Origin of the sequence: Niastella yeongjuensis (genome assembly GCF_900110245.1) — a bacterium.
GTDB lineage: Bacteria > Bacteroidota > Bacteroidia > Chitinophagales > Chitinophagaceae > Niastella > Niastella yeongjuensis.
The window spans coordinates 695,463-713,076 of sequence record NZ_FOCZ01000001.1; the positions used below are offsets into that span (position 1 = coordinate 695,463).

The following is a 17,614-nucleotide window of genomic DNA, read 5'->3' on the forward strand; positions in this document are numbered from 1 at the left end:
ATGCTAATTAGCTATGTCATTATTGTTGACGGCTCTGCCCCTGCGCTGGCATAGCGGTTCCACCACTGGCGCCGCCATCCATCTGGCGATCCATTTGGCGCTGTATGCTACGCGGCATGCCTGGCGCGCCACGCCGTTGTTGGGGAGCACCGGCCCTGTTCAGGTTATAAGTAAAGGTGAGCATAAAGTAACGGCGCAACACGTTCGAACGGGTATCGGTAATAGTACCATTGATCACTGAACGTGAAATGCTTTGGTTCTGGTTCATGATATCGTTCACCGAAAACTTCAACTCGCCATTTTTCTTTTTAAACATTTGGTAGGCCAGGCTGCCATTCCACAAAGGAATACTTTGATTGAAGCCCTGGGCAAGACCTGTATTTATGTAATAATCAAAATCGGTAGATAGCACAAAAATTTTCAGGAACTGATAGCTGATATCGGCCGAATAGGTTTGTGTATAATATTCATTATTCAGATTCGATTGTTGTGAGGAAGTAACCTTGTTATAGGCCACGCTACCATTCAATCCAACAATCAAAGCGTCTTTAATATTCATGTTTATACCTGCTGTTTGCGTAACCACAAATGTGTTGGTAACGTTGCGCTTTTGATACATGAGGTTGATATCGCGGTTATACGCAATAGAGTTGTTGAAGTTCAGGCTACTTCCTTTCAGCTTTCCCTGTAAGGGCAAACCAAATGTTACAAAAGATGAAGTTCCAAACGATCCATTCATGTTTACCGGAATAGAATAGGTGGCGCCGTACGGCAGGGTATCCAGGTTGTATTGGTGCCTGATGTTGGGCAATAATGTATCAAGGCTCGTCACAATCTGGTTGTGCGTACTGTTCAGGTTAATATTAACTGACAGGAATTTGAAGGTCACCGCATCGAAGGTGTTATAATTGAGATTCACGTTGTGCGCAAACTCCTGTTTCAACGAAGGGTTACCATTTGACACCGCCAACACATTCGATGCATCGGGCACCTCCTGTAACTGGTTAACCGATGGCTGGTTGGTTCTTCCCCGGTAAAACAATCGCAGGTTTTTTGAACGGCTAAACTGGTAAGTAAAGTTCGCTGTAGGGAACAGGTTAGTATATGATTGTTTTATAGTGGTATCGCCAGACAATGCCCGATTGTTATAATTATTCAGCTCAGAATGTTCAACAGCTGCACCAATTTGCCAGTTGTACATTTTGTTTTGCACGCGGAAGTTGGCGCCGGCCCGGTTCGCAATGAAATCGTTTTCCAGGTAGTTGGTCTGGCTTTTATATACTGAATCGTAGTATCCTGACGCCGGATTAAAATAAAATGCGTCGCGGTCGCTCGTAGAGTGCCGGTTGGTATACGCATAGTTAAACTCCAGGATTTTATTGAGGCCAATGGGTTCAGTATACGAAGCACTGACCACATTGTTCATCGATTTTGTTTTTTGGTTCGAATGAAAATTCTGGTCTATTATACTTCTTAATTTATTCGAAGCATCATATGAACGTAATGGCGAAACCGTAGCGCCATTTCCTTTACTGTCGCTGATGCTGTTGTTCAACCCAACAGTTAAGGTACGGCCCAACTTATGAAACTTGCGGCGGTACAATAAGTTATTGTTCAGGTTAATACCGTTGCGGGTATTGCTGTTCTCATTGATACCTTCATTGGCTAAAAATTCCGGAACTTTTGCAGAAAAGGCATTGGAGAACAAGGTATCGAACGAGTATGTTTCAGAGTGTTGTATTACCAGGTTGGGGGTATACAACAATGAGTTCATGGAGTCGATGTAATATTCAAACCGCAGGTTGAACCGGTGATTCTGGTTCTTGTTGTTTGAATGCATGTTCTCATTTTGCAAAACAATAGAGTCGGCTGCAATATCTGCAGTTCGCTGGCTAAGACTTTGCTGTTCTTTGCTGGTTACACTGTTAGAAAAGAAATAGCTGCCGGTTACATCGATCTTGCTGCCCCATTTATCGGTATAGTTTATACCAACATTGGTAGCTTTTGTAATACCGGTGTTGCTGCTTCCAAAATTACTGAAGCCGGCATTACCGCCGCCACCGCCACCACCACTACGGCCGCCGCCGCCGCCGCCATTTCCTCCGCCGCCACTGCGACCTCCACCTCCACCACCGCCGCCACCGCTGCGGCCACCACCTCCGCCACCACCGCCACCACTGCTGCCATAGCCACCCATGGTGCTTACGATGTCGTTAAATGAAAAGCTGGATTTATTCAGGTTGTTTGATCCTCCTAATATGGATATGCGGCGATCGTTATCAAAACGATTGAACATCCCGCTTGCGGTATACCGGTCCTTATCGCCTATACCGGCTGCAAACCGGCCAAAATAACCCTTGCGTTTATCTTTCTTCAGCTTAATGTTGATCGTTTTTGAACGGCTACCATCATCAATACGCGTGAACTTGGCCTGGTCGCTCATATCATCAAACACCTGTACCGATTCAATCATATCGGCCGTGATGTTCTTGGTAGCCATTTTAGGATCAGTGCCAAAGAACTCCTTTCCATCAACGTATACCTTTTGTATATCTTCGCCCTGTGCTTTTACATTCCCGTCTTTATCTACCTGAACGCCGGGTAATTTCTTTAACAGGTCTTCAGCGGTAGAGTTGGGTTTTGTTTTAAAGGCATCGGCCCTAAACTCAACCGTATCTTTTTTAACACTGATCGGTGGGGCCTCCACAATCACTTCCTGCAGCATGTTATCCTTCTTGGTCATGTAGATAGTACCAAATTGAACATTAGCAGAATCGGCCTTAATTGTGAATTTAACGTACTTGGGGGTGTAACCCTGATAGCTGATCATTAAACGATAGCTGCCAAGTGGAATGTTCTTGATCTTGAATGCACCCTGGGCATCTGCCAGGGTATAAGATACCACGGAGGTATCGGTTGCATGGAGTACGGTAACGGTAGCGTCTACCAGGTTATCAACAAAAAGGCTATCGTATAACTTCCCCTGGACACTGCCCGAACTCTGGGCATATCCAGCGGTTGTACATGCGATAACCACAAGGAACAGGGTAAAAAACTTTTTCATGTATGGGTTACTATTACTTAAGATACAGGTTTTGACGTCAGATTGCCGCCGAACTTGTGTGAACAAAGCTGGTGGCAAAAAGTTTTAAAGGTCTGGATAACTTATCGGCGCATTAACGCTAAAAAATATGCCACGATTATACACGGTATGTGCAAATCGTGGCATTTTATATTTTCCTAACAATAAATGGTCAAAAATACACAGTGAAAAACAGTTCTTTATTAACTGAACAGGTATTCCACATCTTCACGGGTAAGCGATTTTACAAATCCTTCATCATCGGTGATCAGGTCTTTGGCTAACAAGCGTTTTTTGTCTTGCAGCTGCAGGATCTTATCCTCGATGGTGTCTTTACAGATCATGCGGTAAGCGAAGATGTTTTTCGTTTGGCCGATACGATGCGTACGGTCAATGGCCTGTTGTTCCACCGCAGGGTTCCACCAGGGGTCAACAATGTATACATAGTCGGCAGCGGTAAGGTTCAAACCCACACCACCCGCTTTCAGCGAGATCAGGAATACACGGCAATTTTCATCGTTCTGGAAACGCTGAATAGCCCGTTCCCGGTCAATAGCGGATGTGCTGCCATCGAAGTATTCAAAATCAACTTCCAGCTCTTTCAGCTTCTCTTTAATAAGCGCCAGCATACCCAGGAACTGTGAGAACACCAGTGCTTTGTGGTTACTAACACCTTCGGTGATCTCACGGCCCAACTCCTCCAGTTTTATAGAATGGTTCGGAAATTTCTCCGCCTCATTCAAAATGGCCGGGGAGTCACAGATCTGGCGCAGTTTCATTAAGCCCTGCAGGATGGTCAATTGTGACCGTTGTATACCATTTTGCTCAATAGTACCCATGATCTTATCGCGGAAATCGTTGCGGTAAGCATCATATATAGCCATTTGTTCGGTTCCCATTTCGCAAAACAGGATGGTCTCAATTTTATCGGGCAGGTCTTTGGCCACCTGCTCTTTGGTACGGCGTAAAATAAAAGGATATAATAGTTTGCGTAAGTGATCTTTACGATCTGCTTCGCCGAATTTATCAATGGGGATCGCAAATTCCTGCCTGAAGAATTCCACACTGCCGAGCATACCCGGGTTCAGGAAGTTCATTTGGGCAAAAATATCGAACGTATTATTCTGCAAAGGCGTACCACTTAAACAGATCCTGTTTTTCGATTGCAGCAAACAGGCGGCTTTGGTAACCTTACTGGTTGGGTTCTTGATGGCCTGCGACTCATCGAGCACCACATAATCGAATGGTATTTCCACCAGCAGCTTTATATCACTGCGTAATGTACCATACGTAGTAATAATGATCTCTGCATTCAGGAACTGGTCCTTCCCTCTTGTTCTTTCACCACCATGGTGGATATAATAAGTAAGTGAGGGCGTAAATTTCTTGATCTCATTCTCCCAGTTAAACATAAGCGTGGTAGGACAAACCACCAATGCGCGCAGTTTACCCTGGCTGGTGCGATAATAGTTCAGGTACGATAAAGCCTGTACGGTTTTACCCAACCCCATGTCATCGGCCAGAATACCACCCCAGCCTATTTCACTGAGATAGTGCAACCAGTGATACCCGTGCTCCTGGTACGGACGCAGGATGCTTTTCAGGTGCTCAGGAAGCGGGATCTCTTTTATTTTGTTGAAACCCTTTAATTGTTCATATTTCTCTTCCAGGCGTAATACCAGCTCTTCTTCACTGCGATTGTCGTACAATTCGTCAATTACGCTCATGTGGTATTTCGACAGGCGCAACTGGTTTTGCTTGCCTTCGCCCACCCTGAACAACAGCGAATATTTTTTGATCCACTCTTCAGGTAAAATACCCAGGGTACCGTCGTTCAGTTGTACAAACTGTTGCCGGTTGGCCAGCGCCTTTTTCACATCGGCAATGGTCACCTTTTGATCGCCAAACAATATGTCAACCCGGGCATCGAACCAATCGGTATTGCTGCTGATGTGGATCTTTGTTTGCGGGCGCGCCGTATTGAAGCGGAAGTTCTTCAACGCATCAAATCCAAATACGGGAATCTTCAATTCCTTCATAGCGTCTACAAACAGGAAGAACCAGTTGTTCTTCAATACATCACTGCCTTTCAACGCCAGCTGTTGGCCACCTTCCGGACGTATAAATCCGGAGTGCAGGGCTTCCAGTTTTTTTATAAACTGTGATTCTTTTTCCCGGTTCCGGTGAACAATCACCACCTTTTCGGTATCGGGTATTACCAGTTCATCTTTACCACCGGGTTTTGTTTCAAACCCTTTATAAGAGAACAACGGTTGAAATACGAGGTAATCGCCTTTTTCCTGCAGCACTACTCTTTTTTCAGGATCGCCGTCTTTTACTTCACTCACCAGGGTGCCATCAAAATCAACATGGTAATCTTTGGTAAGCGGCAATACCATTTTACGTAACTGCTCGGGCCAGTCAGCTTTTGAATACGCCAGTTTTCCTTTTCCATGGAACTGGGTCACCAGGCTTACGTCTTCCGGTTTATCCCACAAAAACAAATTGTCGTTATAGAAGAACAACAAACTGCTATCGATGCCATTCTCGCTGATGTTTACCTGTTGGCCGTTCAGTTTTACCCAGCACTCGATTTCATAATTGTTTTTACCGGCAATTACTTTAAAGAATGGTGTGATATAATCAGTTACTATACCAGCGGTATGCAGGTTCTCGGTTTTGAAAGGCTTTTTGCCATTGAGGTAAAATACAAATGGGTTGGCTGCTACATCCACAAACAGTTTTTTCAGTTTGGGATGCAGGTATTCTACCATCAGGGCTTTTGTTTCTTCGGGCAGGTCGTCTTCTTCGTGGTGAATGATGTTTTCCCAAATGCCGCTGAATGGTGAGTTGCGGTTAAGGTACTTGGTTACCTCCGCATCCTGCATTTTACGCAGTTGGGGAATCATTTGCCGGTCGTTTTCGCTGTATACCTCCAGGTTCACAAACTTGGTAAGGTCAAGCTTCTCGATCTTGCCGGTAAACTGTGTGGCCTCTTCATTCATTTCACCACTAATGGCATCCACTTCAAAGCCGGGATAACTTTCATGGTTGAAATTAAACACCACGCCAATACGCTGTGTGTATTTGGGTGTTGTATCCGCCACGTCTGTGGCCACCGTTTCATCTGCATCAGGCACTGCTACCTCTACAGGCTTTGGTCTTGAACGTGCAGCATCCTGCGGTGAAATACGTTTGATGGAGGAATCCAGTACCCGCAAAAATGGTTTACCATCTTTATAGGTGAATTCAAACTTGCCATCGAGGTTATCACTTAACTGATAGCCATAGGCTTCCAGCAGTTTGTTTTTTTCTTTGTCCCAGTTGCGAATGGAGTCGAAGTAATAGGGACCATACGCATTCAGCAGTTGCAGAAAAACGATCACCTTGGGCAAACAAAGCGGATGCAGGCGATCTTCATAATTACAACTGGTATCAAAATTTCTTTCTTCGTTCTTTCGGATCACCACTTTCCAGGGCGTGCCATCGATGGTCACCGTGGCTTTCACCACTTCGTCCTGGGCATACTCTATGTCGGCACGTTGTGTGCGTAGGTATTTCTCTGCATCGGTATATGCTTCGGGCGAACAGAGCAACCGTAATGTTTTGAGATCGATGAATTTCATCTTCAAAACGGTATGCTTCTGGTCGTAATCAACTTTTTCGGTCTTCAGCATATTTTTATCCAGCATCTCCTGAAGCTGAATAAGCGCCGCTGCTTCGTGGCGGCAGATATCGCCTAAATTATAGGGACATGCACAGCGTACCGAAAGGGTACGCGCATCCTTGAACTTTTGTATGTTTACTTTGTAGTAGGTGGTGTAACTGTCGTCTTTCACCCTGAAGGTTACAGAATCAAGTAGTTCATCATAGTCCACCAGTTCAACATATCCAATAGCGTGTATCTTCTTTCCCCTCCGGATCACTTCGTCAGTTCCATTGGTATACACATACTTAATAAGATGAGGTAGTGCCATGCTAAAATTTAAAATTTCCGTTGCCTCTATACAAATCTTTATCTCCCGGTTCAGGGACGAATTCAAAAAAGGGCAATCTGCAAAAGTAAAGGAAAAAAGGTGAGGTTATAAAGAAAAAAACGATGTTAAACAAAATTAATATAGCCGCTTCTTCGTAGTTTATTTCCGAAATATCCGGTTAACAGTCATTTATGAACAGATAATAAAGTAATTTGTTCGGGCATTATTTTGCAGCGAGTTTATCCCACCCCTCGAAATCTGTTAAAAAAGTATTATTTCCATCACCAGGCTTGAGGTTTTTCTTCGCCAGGGCGTTTTACAAATTGAGGATTTTATGACAAACTATTATTGGTACAGGCTTTGTCTAATGATAACTTTGTTTGCAACCAAGCCTGAAAAATTAGTACAATGAACCTGTACATGCGTTTATTGATCATTCTGTTGTTAGCCTCGTTTTCTTCCGTAGGCCAGAAGTTGAAAAAAGCCGATAAAGTTATGATTACCAACCTGCAGGCACATGTTATGTACCTGGCAGATGATAAATTGGAAGGCAGAAGGGCCGGTACTAACGGAGAAAAACTGGCGTATGAATATATAAGTAATCAATTTCAAAAAGCCGGTCTTGAACCCAAAGGGGAACAGGGCTGGTTACAATCATTTGAAATATATGATGGCAAGCAGATCAATGCTTCTACATTATTGTTTGTAAATGACCATGAGCTGAAGTTGAATGATGAATATTTTCCTTTTGTATTTTCTCCTAATGCAAGCCTCGATGCGGCCGTATCACCTGCGGTAAAAGAAAAAGGTGTTCCCTGGTTCGATGACCTGAAAGACATTATTGAAGACAATAAAGACAACCCGCACTTCGATCTTACCCAGGCTGTTAAAATAATAGCCCATAAAGCGCATGAGAAAGGCGCTACGGCCCTGTTTGTATATAACACAGGCAGTATAGCCGATGAGCTTGCATTCGATAGTAAAGACAATAGCAGCCCGGTGGCTATACCCGTTGTTTATTTAACCGCAAAAGCCTGCAAACAATACCTGGCCGATGAATCTGCCACACTCGACATCCGGCTGAAAACCGTGATCACTGATAAAAAAAGGACCGGCCATAACGTGATAGGCATGATTAATAACGGCGCTCCCAATACGATTGTATTTGGTGCGCATTATGATCACCTGGGCTATGGCGAAGACGGTAACTCCATGCTGCGTACAGGAGCAAGAGAGATCCACAATGGCGCCGACGACAATGCCAGCGGAACAGCCGCCCTTATTGAACTGGGGCGCTTGCTGAGGCTGTCGAAAGACAAGAACAACAATTACGTATTCATTGCCTTTTCAGGCGAAGAGTTAGGGCTGTTTGGCTCAAAATACTTTACTGAACACCCAACCATCGATCTGCCATCGGTAAACTTTATGGTGAATATGGATATGGTTGGCCGGTTAAATGACAGCAGCAAAACCATCACCATTGGCGGTTACGGCACCTCACCTGCCTGGGGACCTGTATTCACTTCCTTAAGCAAACAAAAGTATTTTACCATCAAATACGACTCCAGTGGCATAGGGCCCAGCGATCATACCTCTTTTTATTTAAAGAGTATTCCCGTGCTGTTCTTCTTCACGGGTTTACACAGCGATTACCATAAGCCTACCGATGATTACAACAAGATCAATTTCACCGGTGAGGTGTTCATTGTAAAATATATCGAAAGCCTGGTAGACCTTACCAATACCAAAGGCAAGCTGGTTTTTCAAAAAACACGCGAACCGGCAATGGGCACTACCGCCCGGTTTAATGTAACCCTGGGCATTATGCCCGATTATACGTTTTCGGGCAGCGGCGTGCGGGTTGACGGTGTTACCGATGGCCGGCCCGCACAAAAAGCAGGTATTCAAACCGGGGATATTATTGTACAACTGGGCAGCTTCAACACCAGCTCGCTCGAAACCTATATGCAGGCGTTATCAAAGTTCAATAAGGGCGATAAAACAACGGTAAAGTATAAAAGAGGGGAGGAAATGAAAGAAGGTCCCGTTGAATTTTAAGTTTTATACCTTTATGCCAATATTAAGGCATGAAACTTAAGCTCGACCTGGATGATTTAGCCAATGATTTTTTTGAGGATACCCGTTTGGCGGGTATTGTGGCACCCCTGAAAAGTTACCAGTTCTGCTGGCATCTCAATCATTTATTACATTTCGACTTTCGCATAAACAACGACATCGAGATCCAGCTTCAGAAAAAGAACCGCAATTATTATTTCTCTGTATTTGAATACCGCCAGCCTGTAGGCAGCCTGGTACACTATTTATATAACAATCAGTATGATGGTGAATACCTGTTGCCCGAATTCAGGCATCTTGATTTCCTGTGGCTGATGAAGGGCGATACAGTAGCTGATGCGTTCTTTCAACAGATCATTGGTTCTGTAAAGACCCTCAACGGCGTGCAGTTGGTAATGGAGCTTACTAACGAGAAGATCAAGAATAAAGGGCACCTGATTTTCTAGTTGAAATGGGACCCTTCACGTTTTACGAAAAAACTAACTATATGTGGCAGGAACAAAATAACAAGTTATACCAGAAGTTTACATTCAGGAACTTTTCAGAAGCATTTGCCTTTATGACGCGCGTGGCGCTGGAGGCGGAAAAGATGAACCATCACCCCCTGTGGACCAATGTGTACAACCAGGTAGAGGTGTGGTTAAGCACCCACGATGCCGGAGATGTTATTACTGATAAAGACCGGCAACTGGCTAAGAAAATAGATGCAATCGTGAAATAGGCCTCTATACATAAAACCCGCCTACGCCAGGGCTTCGGTGGGTAAAAGAAAAAAAGCCACCCCGTTAACGGTGTGGCTTTTTAGTATGATGGGTGGCCGAAGGAGTTCAGCCGTTCATGCTTGCCAGGAACTCGTGGTTGTCTTTTGTACCACGCATACGTTTCAGCAATTCGCTCATTGCTTCTTCCGTATTCATGTCTGTAAGATATACACGTAACAGGTTCATACGTTGCAGTACATCGCGTTCCAGCAACAGGTCATCGCGACGGGTAGATGATGCTACCAGGTCAATGGCCGGGAACACGCGCCTGTTGGCCAGGCGGCGATCGAGTTGCAATTCCATGTTACCGGTACCTTTGAACTCTTCAAAGATCACCTCATCCATTTTAGAACCGGTATCGATCAGGGCTGTAGCCAGTATGGTTAAGGAACCGCCGTTCTCAATTTTACGGGCAGCACCAAAGAACTGTTTAGGTTTTTGCATGGCGTTTGCTTCCACACCACCAGATAATACTTTACCTGATGCTGGTGCTACCGTGTTATGGGCGCGGGCCAAACGGGTAATAGAGTCTAACAGGATAACTACATCATGTCCGCACTCTACCAGGCGTTTTGCCTTTTGCAGGGCAATGGTAGATACTTTTACGTGCTTTTCAGCTGGTTCATCGAACGTAGAAGCGATTACTTCGGCACGTACGCTGCGTTCCATATCGGTAACCTCCTCAGGACGCTCATCAACCAGTACCACCATCAAATAACATTCGGGGTGATTGGCTGCAATGGCGTTGGCCACTTCTTTCAGCAATACGGTTTTACCGGTTTTAGGCTGCGCCACAATCAATCCACGTTGTCCCTTACCAATGGGCGTAAACAAGTCCATGATACGGGTGCTGTATTGATTGGGAACTGTAAACAGGTTCAGCTTTTCGAATGGGAACAAAGGTGTCAGGTAATCGAAAGGAACCCGGTCACGTACATCTTCGGGCTGTTTGCCGTTGATGGTTTCCACTTTCAATAACGCAAAATACTTTTCACCTTCTTTGGGCGGACGAACAGCACCGAAAATGGTGTCACCTGTTTTTAAGCCGAATAATTTTATCTGAGAAGGAGAAACATAAATATCGTCGGGAGAAGAAAGGTAGTTGTAATCTGAAGAGCGTAAGAAGCCATATCCGTCGGGCATCATTTCCAAAACACCCTCTGCCATAATAACGCCGTCAAACTCAATGTTAAAGGCAGATTCGCGGCGGTGAGGATATGATTTTTGTTGCTGTTCTGATGAAGGTTGTGGTTCTGAAATCCGCTCGTGGTGCTCGTGTGTGATGATTGAGCCGCCATCTTCATCATCGCCTTCTTCGTCTTCGTCATCGTGTGAAGGCATTTCCTGCATTTCTTCATCATCATGATCATCATCCATCAACACTGGTAAAATGGGGGTTGCTTCTTCCTCTTCTTCTTCCGGCTCTGGTTTCTTGCGTCCTTTTTTTACAGGAGCTGCAGGCTTTTCAATCACCTTCTTTTTAGGGGCTTCTTTCTTCATTTCTTTACGCACTGGTTTATCATCACCGCTCACTACATCAGCTTCTTCTGTTGCGTTTGCAGTAGTTGTTTTTACTACTCTTTTACGTTTACCTTTATCATCGGCTGCACCATTCTTTACTGCACTGGCCATCACTGCCTGCTTATCGAGGATTTTATATACTAGTTCCTGTTTGTCTAATTTTTTTGCGTTGGGTATTTTTAACTGTTCGGCAATATCTAACAGTTCTGGAACGAGCATGTCGTTCAATTGCAAAATGTCATACATAAAATAACTTGTGAGTTAACACCTAATCAGACGAGCAAAATTTGTTCGTTGAAAATTCTGTTGAAAAAAATTGAAATGAGTTATAATGCGTGGAATGAGAATAACTGATGAGCTTTGTGAGTATCGGGTATGACTTATCAGCCCTATTCCAAACACAATAATACGCCAAATTTACAAAAAGCAAAAATTTTTGGGTCCGATCCCGCTTTTCTGTCACTTTTTTAACCCTGAAGGCTTACATTCAGGGCCAGGGGATACTTTCTGACGGTTTTCAGGCTCTGCTATTTTTCACAATTTCTATCACTGCGGCACCTATTATGAAATGATCTACAACCAGGCTTAATGAAGAATATGCAAATTCAATTCCACCTTAAAACGGATTTGCTGCACAAATATTATAAAAAATTAGTTACATAACGCTTACAAGGTCCCTTTTAACGGCATTTTTTTATGAAAACGGGCATTATGTGTATAACTTATTGTTCCAAAACAAGGTAAGCCGCCCATTTGTAAGGTATTACTTGTACCTGCCAGCACAAAATTATACCCGGGTGCACACACAATGGCTTGTTTTTACCAAACCCTTACCGGAAGCCAGCTATAGATTGCTAAACATTTAACCATGATGGTTACGCTAAACCTCACCTCACATAACAACAGGTATATACAACCGCACTATTTACCAGGTAAGATCGCATCTGTGCAGAAGTGTTGAAATGAAAAATCCCTGTTCAAATAACGCACAGGGATTTGAAATAGTTTATTAAAGGAACGCTAAAATACAGTCAACTTAATACTGGCCATTGTGAACCACCAGTTTACCATCTTCATAAAACGGCAGCACATTTGCTATATCTGGCGTAAGGCAATAGCGGATATCTTTTTCCAACCCAAAATTGGTGAGCCGTTGAAAGTGCGTAGCCTGCTTGTCTTTTATGAAACCGTACATATCGCTCTTGGCATTGAGGTACAGGGTTTCGGCAATTCCTGAACTGTCGCAATTGATGTTGAAATGTTCTTTTACCTGGTGTATCACTGCACCGGCAAATAACATGTCTTCCATATTCACGCGATCTTTCCAGGCTGCACAACCCAGCAACACCGGCTGTTTTTGCTGAATAAGATACTCACAAATAGCCGACAGATTAGGGAACGAACCGGTTATAACATGCCCGGCCCCCCGGTCCAAAGCCATATGCAGCAGCTTTGTACCATTGGTGGTAGTGAGTACCAGCGTTTTGCCACTGATAAATTCTTTTGAGTATTCAAAGGGTGAATTGCCGTACTCCAGTCCTTCAGCGATTTTACCATCGCGTTCACCGGCGGTGATGGCTTCAATCTTTTTACCCAGTTCAATACATTTCGCTACACTGTCAACCGGTATAATGCATTTGGCGCCATTGTACAATGCAGTAGCAATGGTTGATGTGGCGCGAAACACATCAATGATCACAACAATTGTATTATTAATATCGTACAAATCAAGTAATGCAGGAGACGGAGATGTGTATAGAGTCGGTTTGTTGTTTGACATAATTCTAATAAACCGCAAAAGTAGTTAAATCAATTGGCAATCCTTCGTCTTCTCTTCCTACAAAAACGCAAAAAGTTGCTAACGTTACGCCCCTTGTTTGTTGTCTAAAACATGTTTCCACTTGTTGCTTTCCGCATATTCTTTTATCAGGTCATTGCGTTGCTCCAACAGTTTTTCCATATAGCCCGAAAGGTAGATGCTACTGAAAAATCTTCCCAGTCCACCATAGGGTGCTACAAATTTAAAAACATCGATCATCAGCGTTCCATTTTCAATTGCTTTGAAATGGTGCTCATGTTTCATGCTTTTAAAATCGCCTTTTTTCATTTCGTCGGTAAAAGAGAATGGTCTTGCCATGGAGGTGATCTGTACCTGCATCACCCGGTTCTTCATCAGGTGTTTGGCTTTCCAGGTCACCGTCTCATTCAGGTTTATCAATCCCATGACGGTGCCGGCTACAGCCTCTTCGCGGTATTCCGACATTGATTTTTTGTGCAGGTCAATGCTACGGCTCAGATCAAAAACCCTTTCTATAGGTGCGGCAATAAACGTGGTCAAATGGATAGTTGGCATACGGGGATTCTCCAATTTAGAAAACGTAGCCCTTTGCAGCAAGAAATAAGCCAAGGTTCAGACTAAAAGAAACAAGGCACAAGAAAAATTCCTGTGCCCTGAACCTATTACAATTAAATGAATGGGAACTTAACCACTTTTGCTTTTAACAGCTTGTCGCGCACCCCGATATATATTTCAGTATCCAGTGCAGCATGGTCCAGGTTCACATAACCCATACCTATTGCTTTTTGCAGGCTGGGCGCTTGTGTTCCAGAGGTAACAAAGCCTATTTTATTTCCAGCAGCGTCTTTGATATCGTAATGATGGCGGGGAATACCTTTATCAACCATTTCAAACCCAACCAGTTTACGGGTAACACCGGTTGTTTTTTGTTTTTCCAGAATGGGGCGGGCCGTGAAATCTTTGGTGAATTTGGTGATCCAGCCCAAACCGGCTTCCAGGGGCGAAGTAGTGTCGTCGATGTCGTTTCCGTACAGACAGAAACCCATTTCCAACCGCAGGGTATCGCGGGCGCCCAAACCTATGGGCTTCAGTCCCTGTGGCGCACCCAGGTTAAAAATAGCATCCCATACTTTTTCGCCGCTGCCATCTTTATCTTCAAAATATATTTCAATACCACCGGCGCCTGTATAACCGGTAGCGCTGATCACAACATTATCAACCCCGGCAAACTTACCTTTGGCAAACGTGTAATATTTTAAATTAAGAATATCTATATCTGTCAGGGGTTGCAACATTTTGGTGGCGTTGGGGCCCTGAATGGCCAGCAGGCAGGTTTTGTCGGAAATGTTGTGCATTTCCACATTATTGGTATTGAACTTCGAGATCCAGTTCCAGTCTTTTTCTATGTTGGAAGCATTTACCACCAGCATATACACGTTGTTTTCCTCGATGCAATACACCAGCAGGTCATCAACGATACCACCTTCCTGGTTGGGCAGACAGCTGTATTGGGCCTTGCCAGCGGTTAATTTGGAGGCATCATTAGAAGTAACCCGTTGAATAAGGTCAAGCGCCTGATCGCCTTTCAGAATAAACTCGCCCATATGGCTTACGTCAAATACCCCGGCATTGGTTCTCACAGCAGCATGCTCATCGTTGATGCCGCTATAGGAAATGGGCATATTATACCCGGCAAATTCCGCCATTTTAGCCCCCAGGGCAATATGCTTTTGCGTGAAAGGCGTGTTCTTCATACAGTATGTGTAGTTTTTGTTTGGAGCGCAATTTAGTTGATTAGTTGACAAGTTGATGAGTTAACGGGTTGACAGGTTAACAGGTAAGACCTCGAGCGACCCACCCCTGCCGCCCGCAAGCGAGACAGGCTCTGCCATTTCCTCCCATTGCCTATTGCCCATTCCCCATTGCCTTTCTTCTCTGCCCTCTGCCTTCTCCCCTCTGCCCTTTGCCCTTAATAAAAAAGGGCCCTCAAAAGGGCCCCTGTTGTTCCAACTTCAACCCCGCCTGCTTCCGACTAACGGTTAAGCAAAGCGGCGGGGAGGGTTAATCAATTTTTTTCATGCGGCTGTTAACTAATTACGTCGGTAGCTAAAAGGGGCGCAAACAAAGTCATCGGCTGTTCTTCATTGTTATCATCCACACGCGCAGATGAAGTATGCACGTTTGCCCGAACCGAGTCTTTTTTCTTCACCGGTGTTTGCTGGTGGTAACGATAGCCGCTGGTGGTATCTTTCTGCACCGGCTCATCGTTATTACGATCGTTCTTACGCTTGCTTTTCCGGCCTTCATGTTCTTCTTTATCCTCCTGATTCTGTTTTTCCCGGTCTTTATATTCTCCTCTGCTTAGGGCATCGGGATCGAGGTCTTTTACTTTTTTAGGACCATCGGGTGTCATGATATATTCATTATCTGCATCCACCCAGTAGGTATGATCCCAGTTATCATCGATCTCAAAACCGCCATGCCGGTTATACCGTACATCGAACCAGTTGTAATTTGAAATAGCTCTGTTGAAAAAGAACCTTTTTCCAACGGGAACCTGTAAAACCATCAGGATCTGCTGACTTCTGAACCGTTCCTTTTTGCTGATCGAAAATCCTTTGGGCAGGAACAGTATGCTATCTACCTGATAGGTTTGAAAATTGATCTTTTCTGCCAGATTGCGGGCGTTTACAGGATCTGTTCCCCGGCTGAACTTCACTTTTGTAGCATGGAAAGCACTGTCGGGACTTTTAACCACATCTACGCGAACGGTGTTCAGCATAAAAGAATCGAGGTTGGCGCCAAACAATGGCCAGTCCTGGTCCCAATCGAACCAGTCGTTGCTGTAATAACGGTAGTTGATGTTGCTGGATGTTACATCCAGGTACAGTTTTCCGTGGGCAGGTTGCGCGATAGATACATTCTCTTCAACAAAACCTCTTGATTTAAAACTGCGGAAGATGGCGCCGGTAAGCATGGCCGCGCTTATGATGCCAATAAACCACAAGGTGCCAAATACGTAACCGAGATAATGGTTTTTAGAACGCACGCCCATGATACGGCGGATCAGCCAGGTGATCAATGCAATGATAGGCACACCCAGGAACAGGAATACGGTTAACCAGGCCAGGAAGTTCTGCCAGAAACCTTCCAGCAAAAATTCTTTGAATGACATTACCGGCACCCAGCCAAAAAGCAATGCCATCAACGTACCAAATAAAGCCAGCGCTATCATACCAACTATAAAGAGAAAGAACGCTTTGAACAGTACGCCAATGATATGGGCAATACCGCTGCCTGCATTGCGGGCCGTTGATGAGGCTTCAGTGGTAAATGTTTTTACCCGGTCGCTTTGGCTGAACTCCCTGGCCCTGTCGCCAAATTGTTGGGCCGATTGTTTCACTTCATTTCCCCAGTTCTGTGCTTTAGATCTGAAACTCTCCAGGTCTTCCTTCACTGTATCACGTATAGAGTTCAGATCAACGCGCTCCCCCCGCATTTCGAGTTTTTCTGCTGCAGTAACGGCAATGGGAACAGCTATCCACAAAACAATATAGGTTACAAACAACGTACTGGTTAAAGAACCGGTCACTACCCGGGGACCAAACCAGAAACCCATATCATTTGCCCACCACCAGTTAAAAACGCCCGATAACAATGCAATGATCAAAGGCAACGCAAAAATGAGGCGGGGCACCCAGGTATTGATGTTGAAATAAGCAGCCAAACCACCGCATACCCCTGCAATTACTCTGTCGTCTGAACTGCGGTATAAACGTTTGGTGATGTTCGATTGAACAGATTGCGAGGGAACGGCCACCCACAAAATAACATACACAAGAAATCCTGAACCACCGGTGAACAGCAACACCGCAAAAATAATCCGCATAATCACCGGGTCAATGTGGAAGTAGTTGGCCAGGCCACTACATACACCGGCAATAATTTTATCATCGGCATTGCGATACAACCGGCCACGGCCTACGCCAGGACTGGTATAAGCGCCTGCACCACCGGTATATTGCGACTGTTGCTGTTGCGAGGAACTTTGTTGTTGCTGCCCCGCTCCTGCCCCGGCGCCTGTTGCGTGGGTACCGCCGTTTTCGTTCAAACCTGCCTCTGCTTCAAAATCTTCGGGACGGCCCATGCTGGTCATTACCGCCTGTACATCTGCGTCAGTGATGCAGGTAGCGCCCTTCTTCAAAGTTTCAGAGAACAGTTCCGCAATACGGCTTTCAATGTCGTTGATAATTTCATCGCGGCCTTCCTCGTTTGCAAAATACCTTCGCAAACTTTCGATGTATTGCTTCAGTATTTCAAAAGCAGTTTCCTCTATAGGAACCACCCTGCCCTGGAAATTTATGTTGATTACCTTTTTCATGGTGAATACTATTTGTTG

General features: G+C 44.7%; 10 protein-coding genes. 3 read left to right on the forward strand and 7 right to left on the reverse strand.

Annotated elements, in window-relative coordinates; translation table 11 throughout:
• Window positions 1-19 precede the first annotated feature (19 nt).
• Complete coding sequence (locus tag BMX95_RS03200) at window positions 20-3,064, reverse strand: outer membrane beta-barrel family protein (RefSeq protein WP_081198864.1); 3,045 nt, start codon at window positions 3,062-3,064, stop codon at window positions 20-22.
• A gap of 221 nt (window positions 3,065-3,285) precedes the next feature.
• The gene (locus BMX95_RS03205; RefSeq protein ID WP_081198863.1) at window positions 3,286-7,059 is read right to left on the reverse strand and encodes a DEAD/DEAH box helicase; all 3,774 of its coding nucleotides are present in this window, start codon (window positions 7,057-7,059) and stop codon (window positions 3,286-3,288) included.
• A gap of 408 nt (window positions 7,060-7,467) precedes the next feature.
• On the opposite strand from BMX95_RS03205, the gene BMX95_RS03210 reads away from it, so the two are divergent.
• Genes BMX95_RS03210 through BMX95_RS03220 form a run of 3 tightly spaced genes read left to right on the forward strand, consistent with a single transcriptional unit; the run spans window position 7,468 to window position 9,856 of the window.
• The gene (locus tag BMX95_RS03210) at window positions 7,468-9,117 is read left to right on the forward strand and encodes a M28 family peptidase (protein ID WP_081198862.1); all 1,650 of its coding nucleotides are present in this window, start codon (window positions 7,468-7,470) and stop codon (window positions 9,115-9,117) included.
• A 29-nt stretch (window positions 9,118-9,146) separates the two neighbouring features.
• Window positions 9,147-9,581, forward strand: coding sequence for an IPExxxVDY family protein (locus BMX95_RS03215; protein ID WP_081198861.1), 435 nt, complete (start codon window positions 9,147-9,149; stop codon window positions 9,579-9,581).
• Window positions 9,582-9,622: 41 nt separating this feature from the next.
• On the forward strand, window positions 9,623-9,856 hold the full coding sequence (locus BMX95_RS03220) for a 4a-hydroxytetrahydrobiopterin dehydratase (protein ID WP_081199864.1): 234 nt from the start codon (window positions 9,623-9,625) through the stop codon (window positions 9,854-9,856).
• Window positions 9,857-9,962: 106 nt separating this feature from the next.
• Here BMX95_RS03220 and rho read toward each other — a convergent pair whose 3' ends face one another.
• The 5 genes from rho to BMX95_RS03245 all read right to left on the reverse strand — a co-directional run bounded on the left by rho (window position 9,963) and on the right by BMX95_RS03245 (window position 17,596).
• Window positions 9,963-11,663 carry a transcription termination factor Rho gene (gene rho / locus BMX95_RS03225; RefSeq protein ID WP_081198860.1) on the reverse strand — a complete coding sequence of 567 codons (1,701 nt, stop codon included), beginning with the start codon at window positions 11,661-11,663 and terminating at the stop codon, window positions 9,963-9,965.
• Window positions 11,664-12,453: 790 nt separating this feature from the next.
• Window positions 12,454-13,197 (reverse strand): 2-phosphosulfolactate phosphatase, encoded by a 744-nt coding sequence (locus BMX95_RS03230; RefSeq protein ID WP_081198859.1) that lies wholly within the window; start codon window positions 13,195-13,197, stop codon window positions 12,454-12,456.
• 84 nt (window positions 13,198-13,281) lie between these two features.
• Window positions 13,282-13,770 (reverse strand): SRPBCC family protein, encoded by a 489-nt coding sequence (locus BMX95_RS03235; protein WP_081198858.1) that lies wholly within the window; start codon window positions 13,768-13,770, stop codon window positions 13,282-13,284.
• A 113-nt stretch (window positions 13,771-13,883) separates the two neighbouring features.
• Window positions 13,884-14,969: a glycine cleavage system aminomethyltransferase GcvT gene (gene gcvT, locus BMX95_RS03240; protein ID WP_081198857.1), complete on the reverse strand. Its 1,086-nt coding sequence runs from the start codon at window positions 14,967-14,969 to the stop codon at window positions 13,884-13,886.
• Between the two features lie 332 nt (window positions 14,970-15,301).
• Window positions 15,302-17,596 carry a PspC domain-containing protein gene (locus BMX95_RS03245; protein WP_081198856.1) on the reverse strand — a complete coding sequence of 765 codons (2,295 nt, stop codon included), beginning with the start codon at window positions 17,594-17,596 and terminating at the stop codon, window positions 15,302-15,304.
• Window positions 17,597-17,614 lie beyond the last annotated feature (18 nt).

Coding starts and splice junctions, on each gene's coding strand:
- BMX95_RS03200 (WP_081198864.1), bottom strand. CDS start 3,064: ATGAAAAAGTTTTTTACCCTGTTCCTTGTGGTTATCGCATGTACAACC.
- BMX95_RS03205 (WP_081198863.1), bottom strand. CDS start 7,059: ATGGCACTACCTCATCTTATTAAGTATGTGTATACCAATGGAACTGAC.
- BMX95_RS03210 (WP_081198862.1), top strand. CDS start 7,468: ATGAACCTGTACATGCGTTTATTGATCATTCTGTTGTTAGCCTCGTTT.
- BMX95_RS03215 (WP_081198861.1), top strand. CDS start 9,147: ATGAAACTTAAGCTCGACCTGGATGATTTAGCCAATGATTTTTTTGAG.
- BMX95_RS03220 (WP_081199864.1), top strand. CDS start 9,623: ATGTGGCAGGAACAAAATAACAAGTTATACCAGAAGTTTACATTCAGG.
- rho (WP_081198860.1), bottom strand. CDS start 11,663: ATGTATGACATTTTGCAATTGAACGACATGCTCGTTCCAGAACTGTTA.
- BMX95_RS03230 (WP_081198859.1), bottom strand. CDS start 13,197: ATGTCAAACAACAAACCGACTCTATACACATCTCCGTCTCCTGCATTA.
- BMX95_RS03235 (WP_081198858.1), bottom strand. CDS start 13,770: ATGCCAACTATCCATTTGACCACGTTTATTGCCGCACCTATAGAAAGG.
- gcvT (WP_081198857.1), bottom strand. CDS start 14,969: ATGAAGAACACGCCTTTCACGCAAAAGCATATTGCCCTGGGGGCTAAA.
- BMX95_RS03245 (WP_081198856.1), bottom strand. CDS start 17,596: ATGAAAAAGGTAATCAACATAAATTTCCAGGGCAGGGTGGTTCCTATA.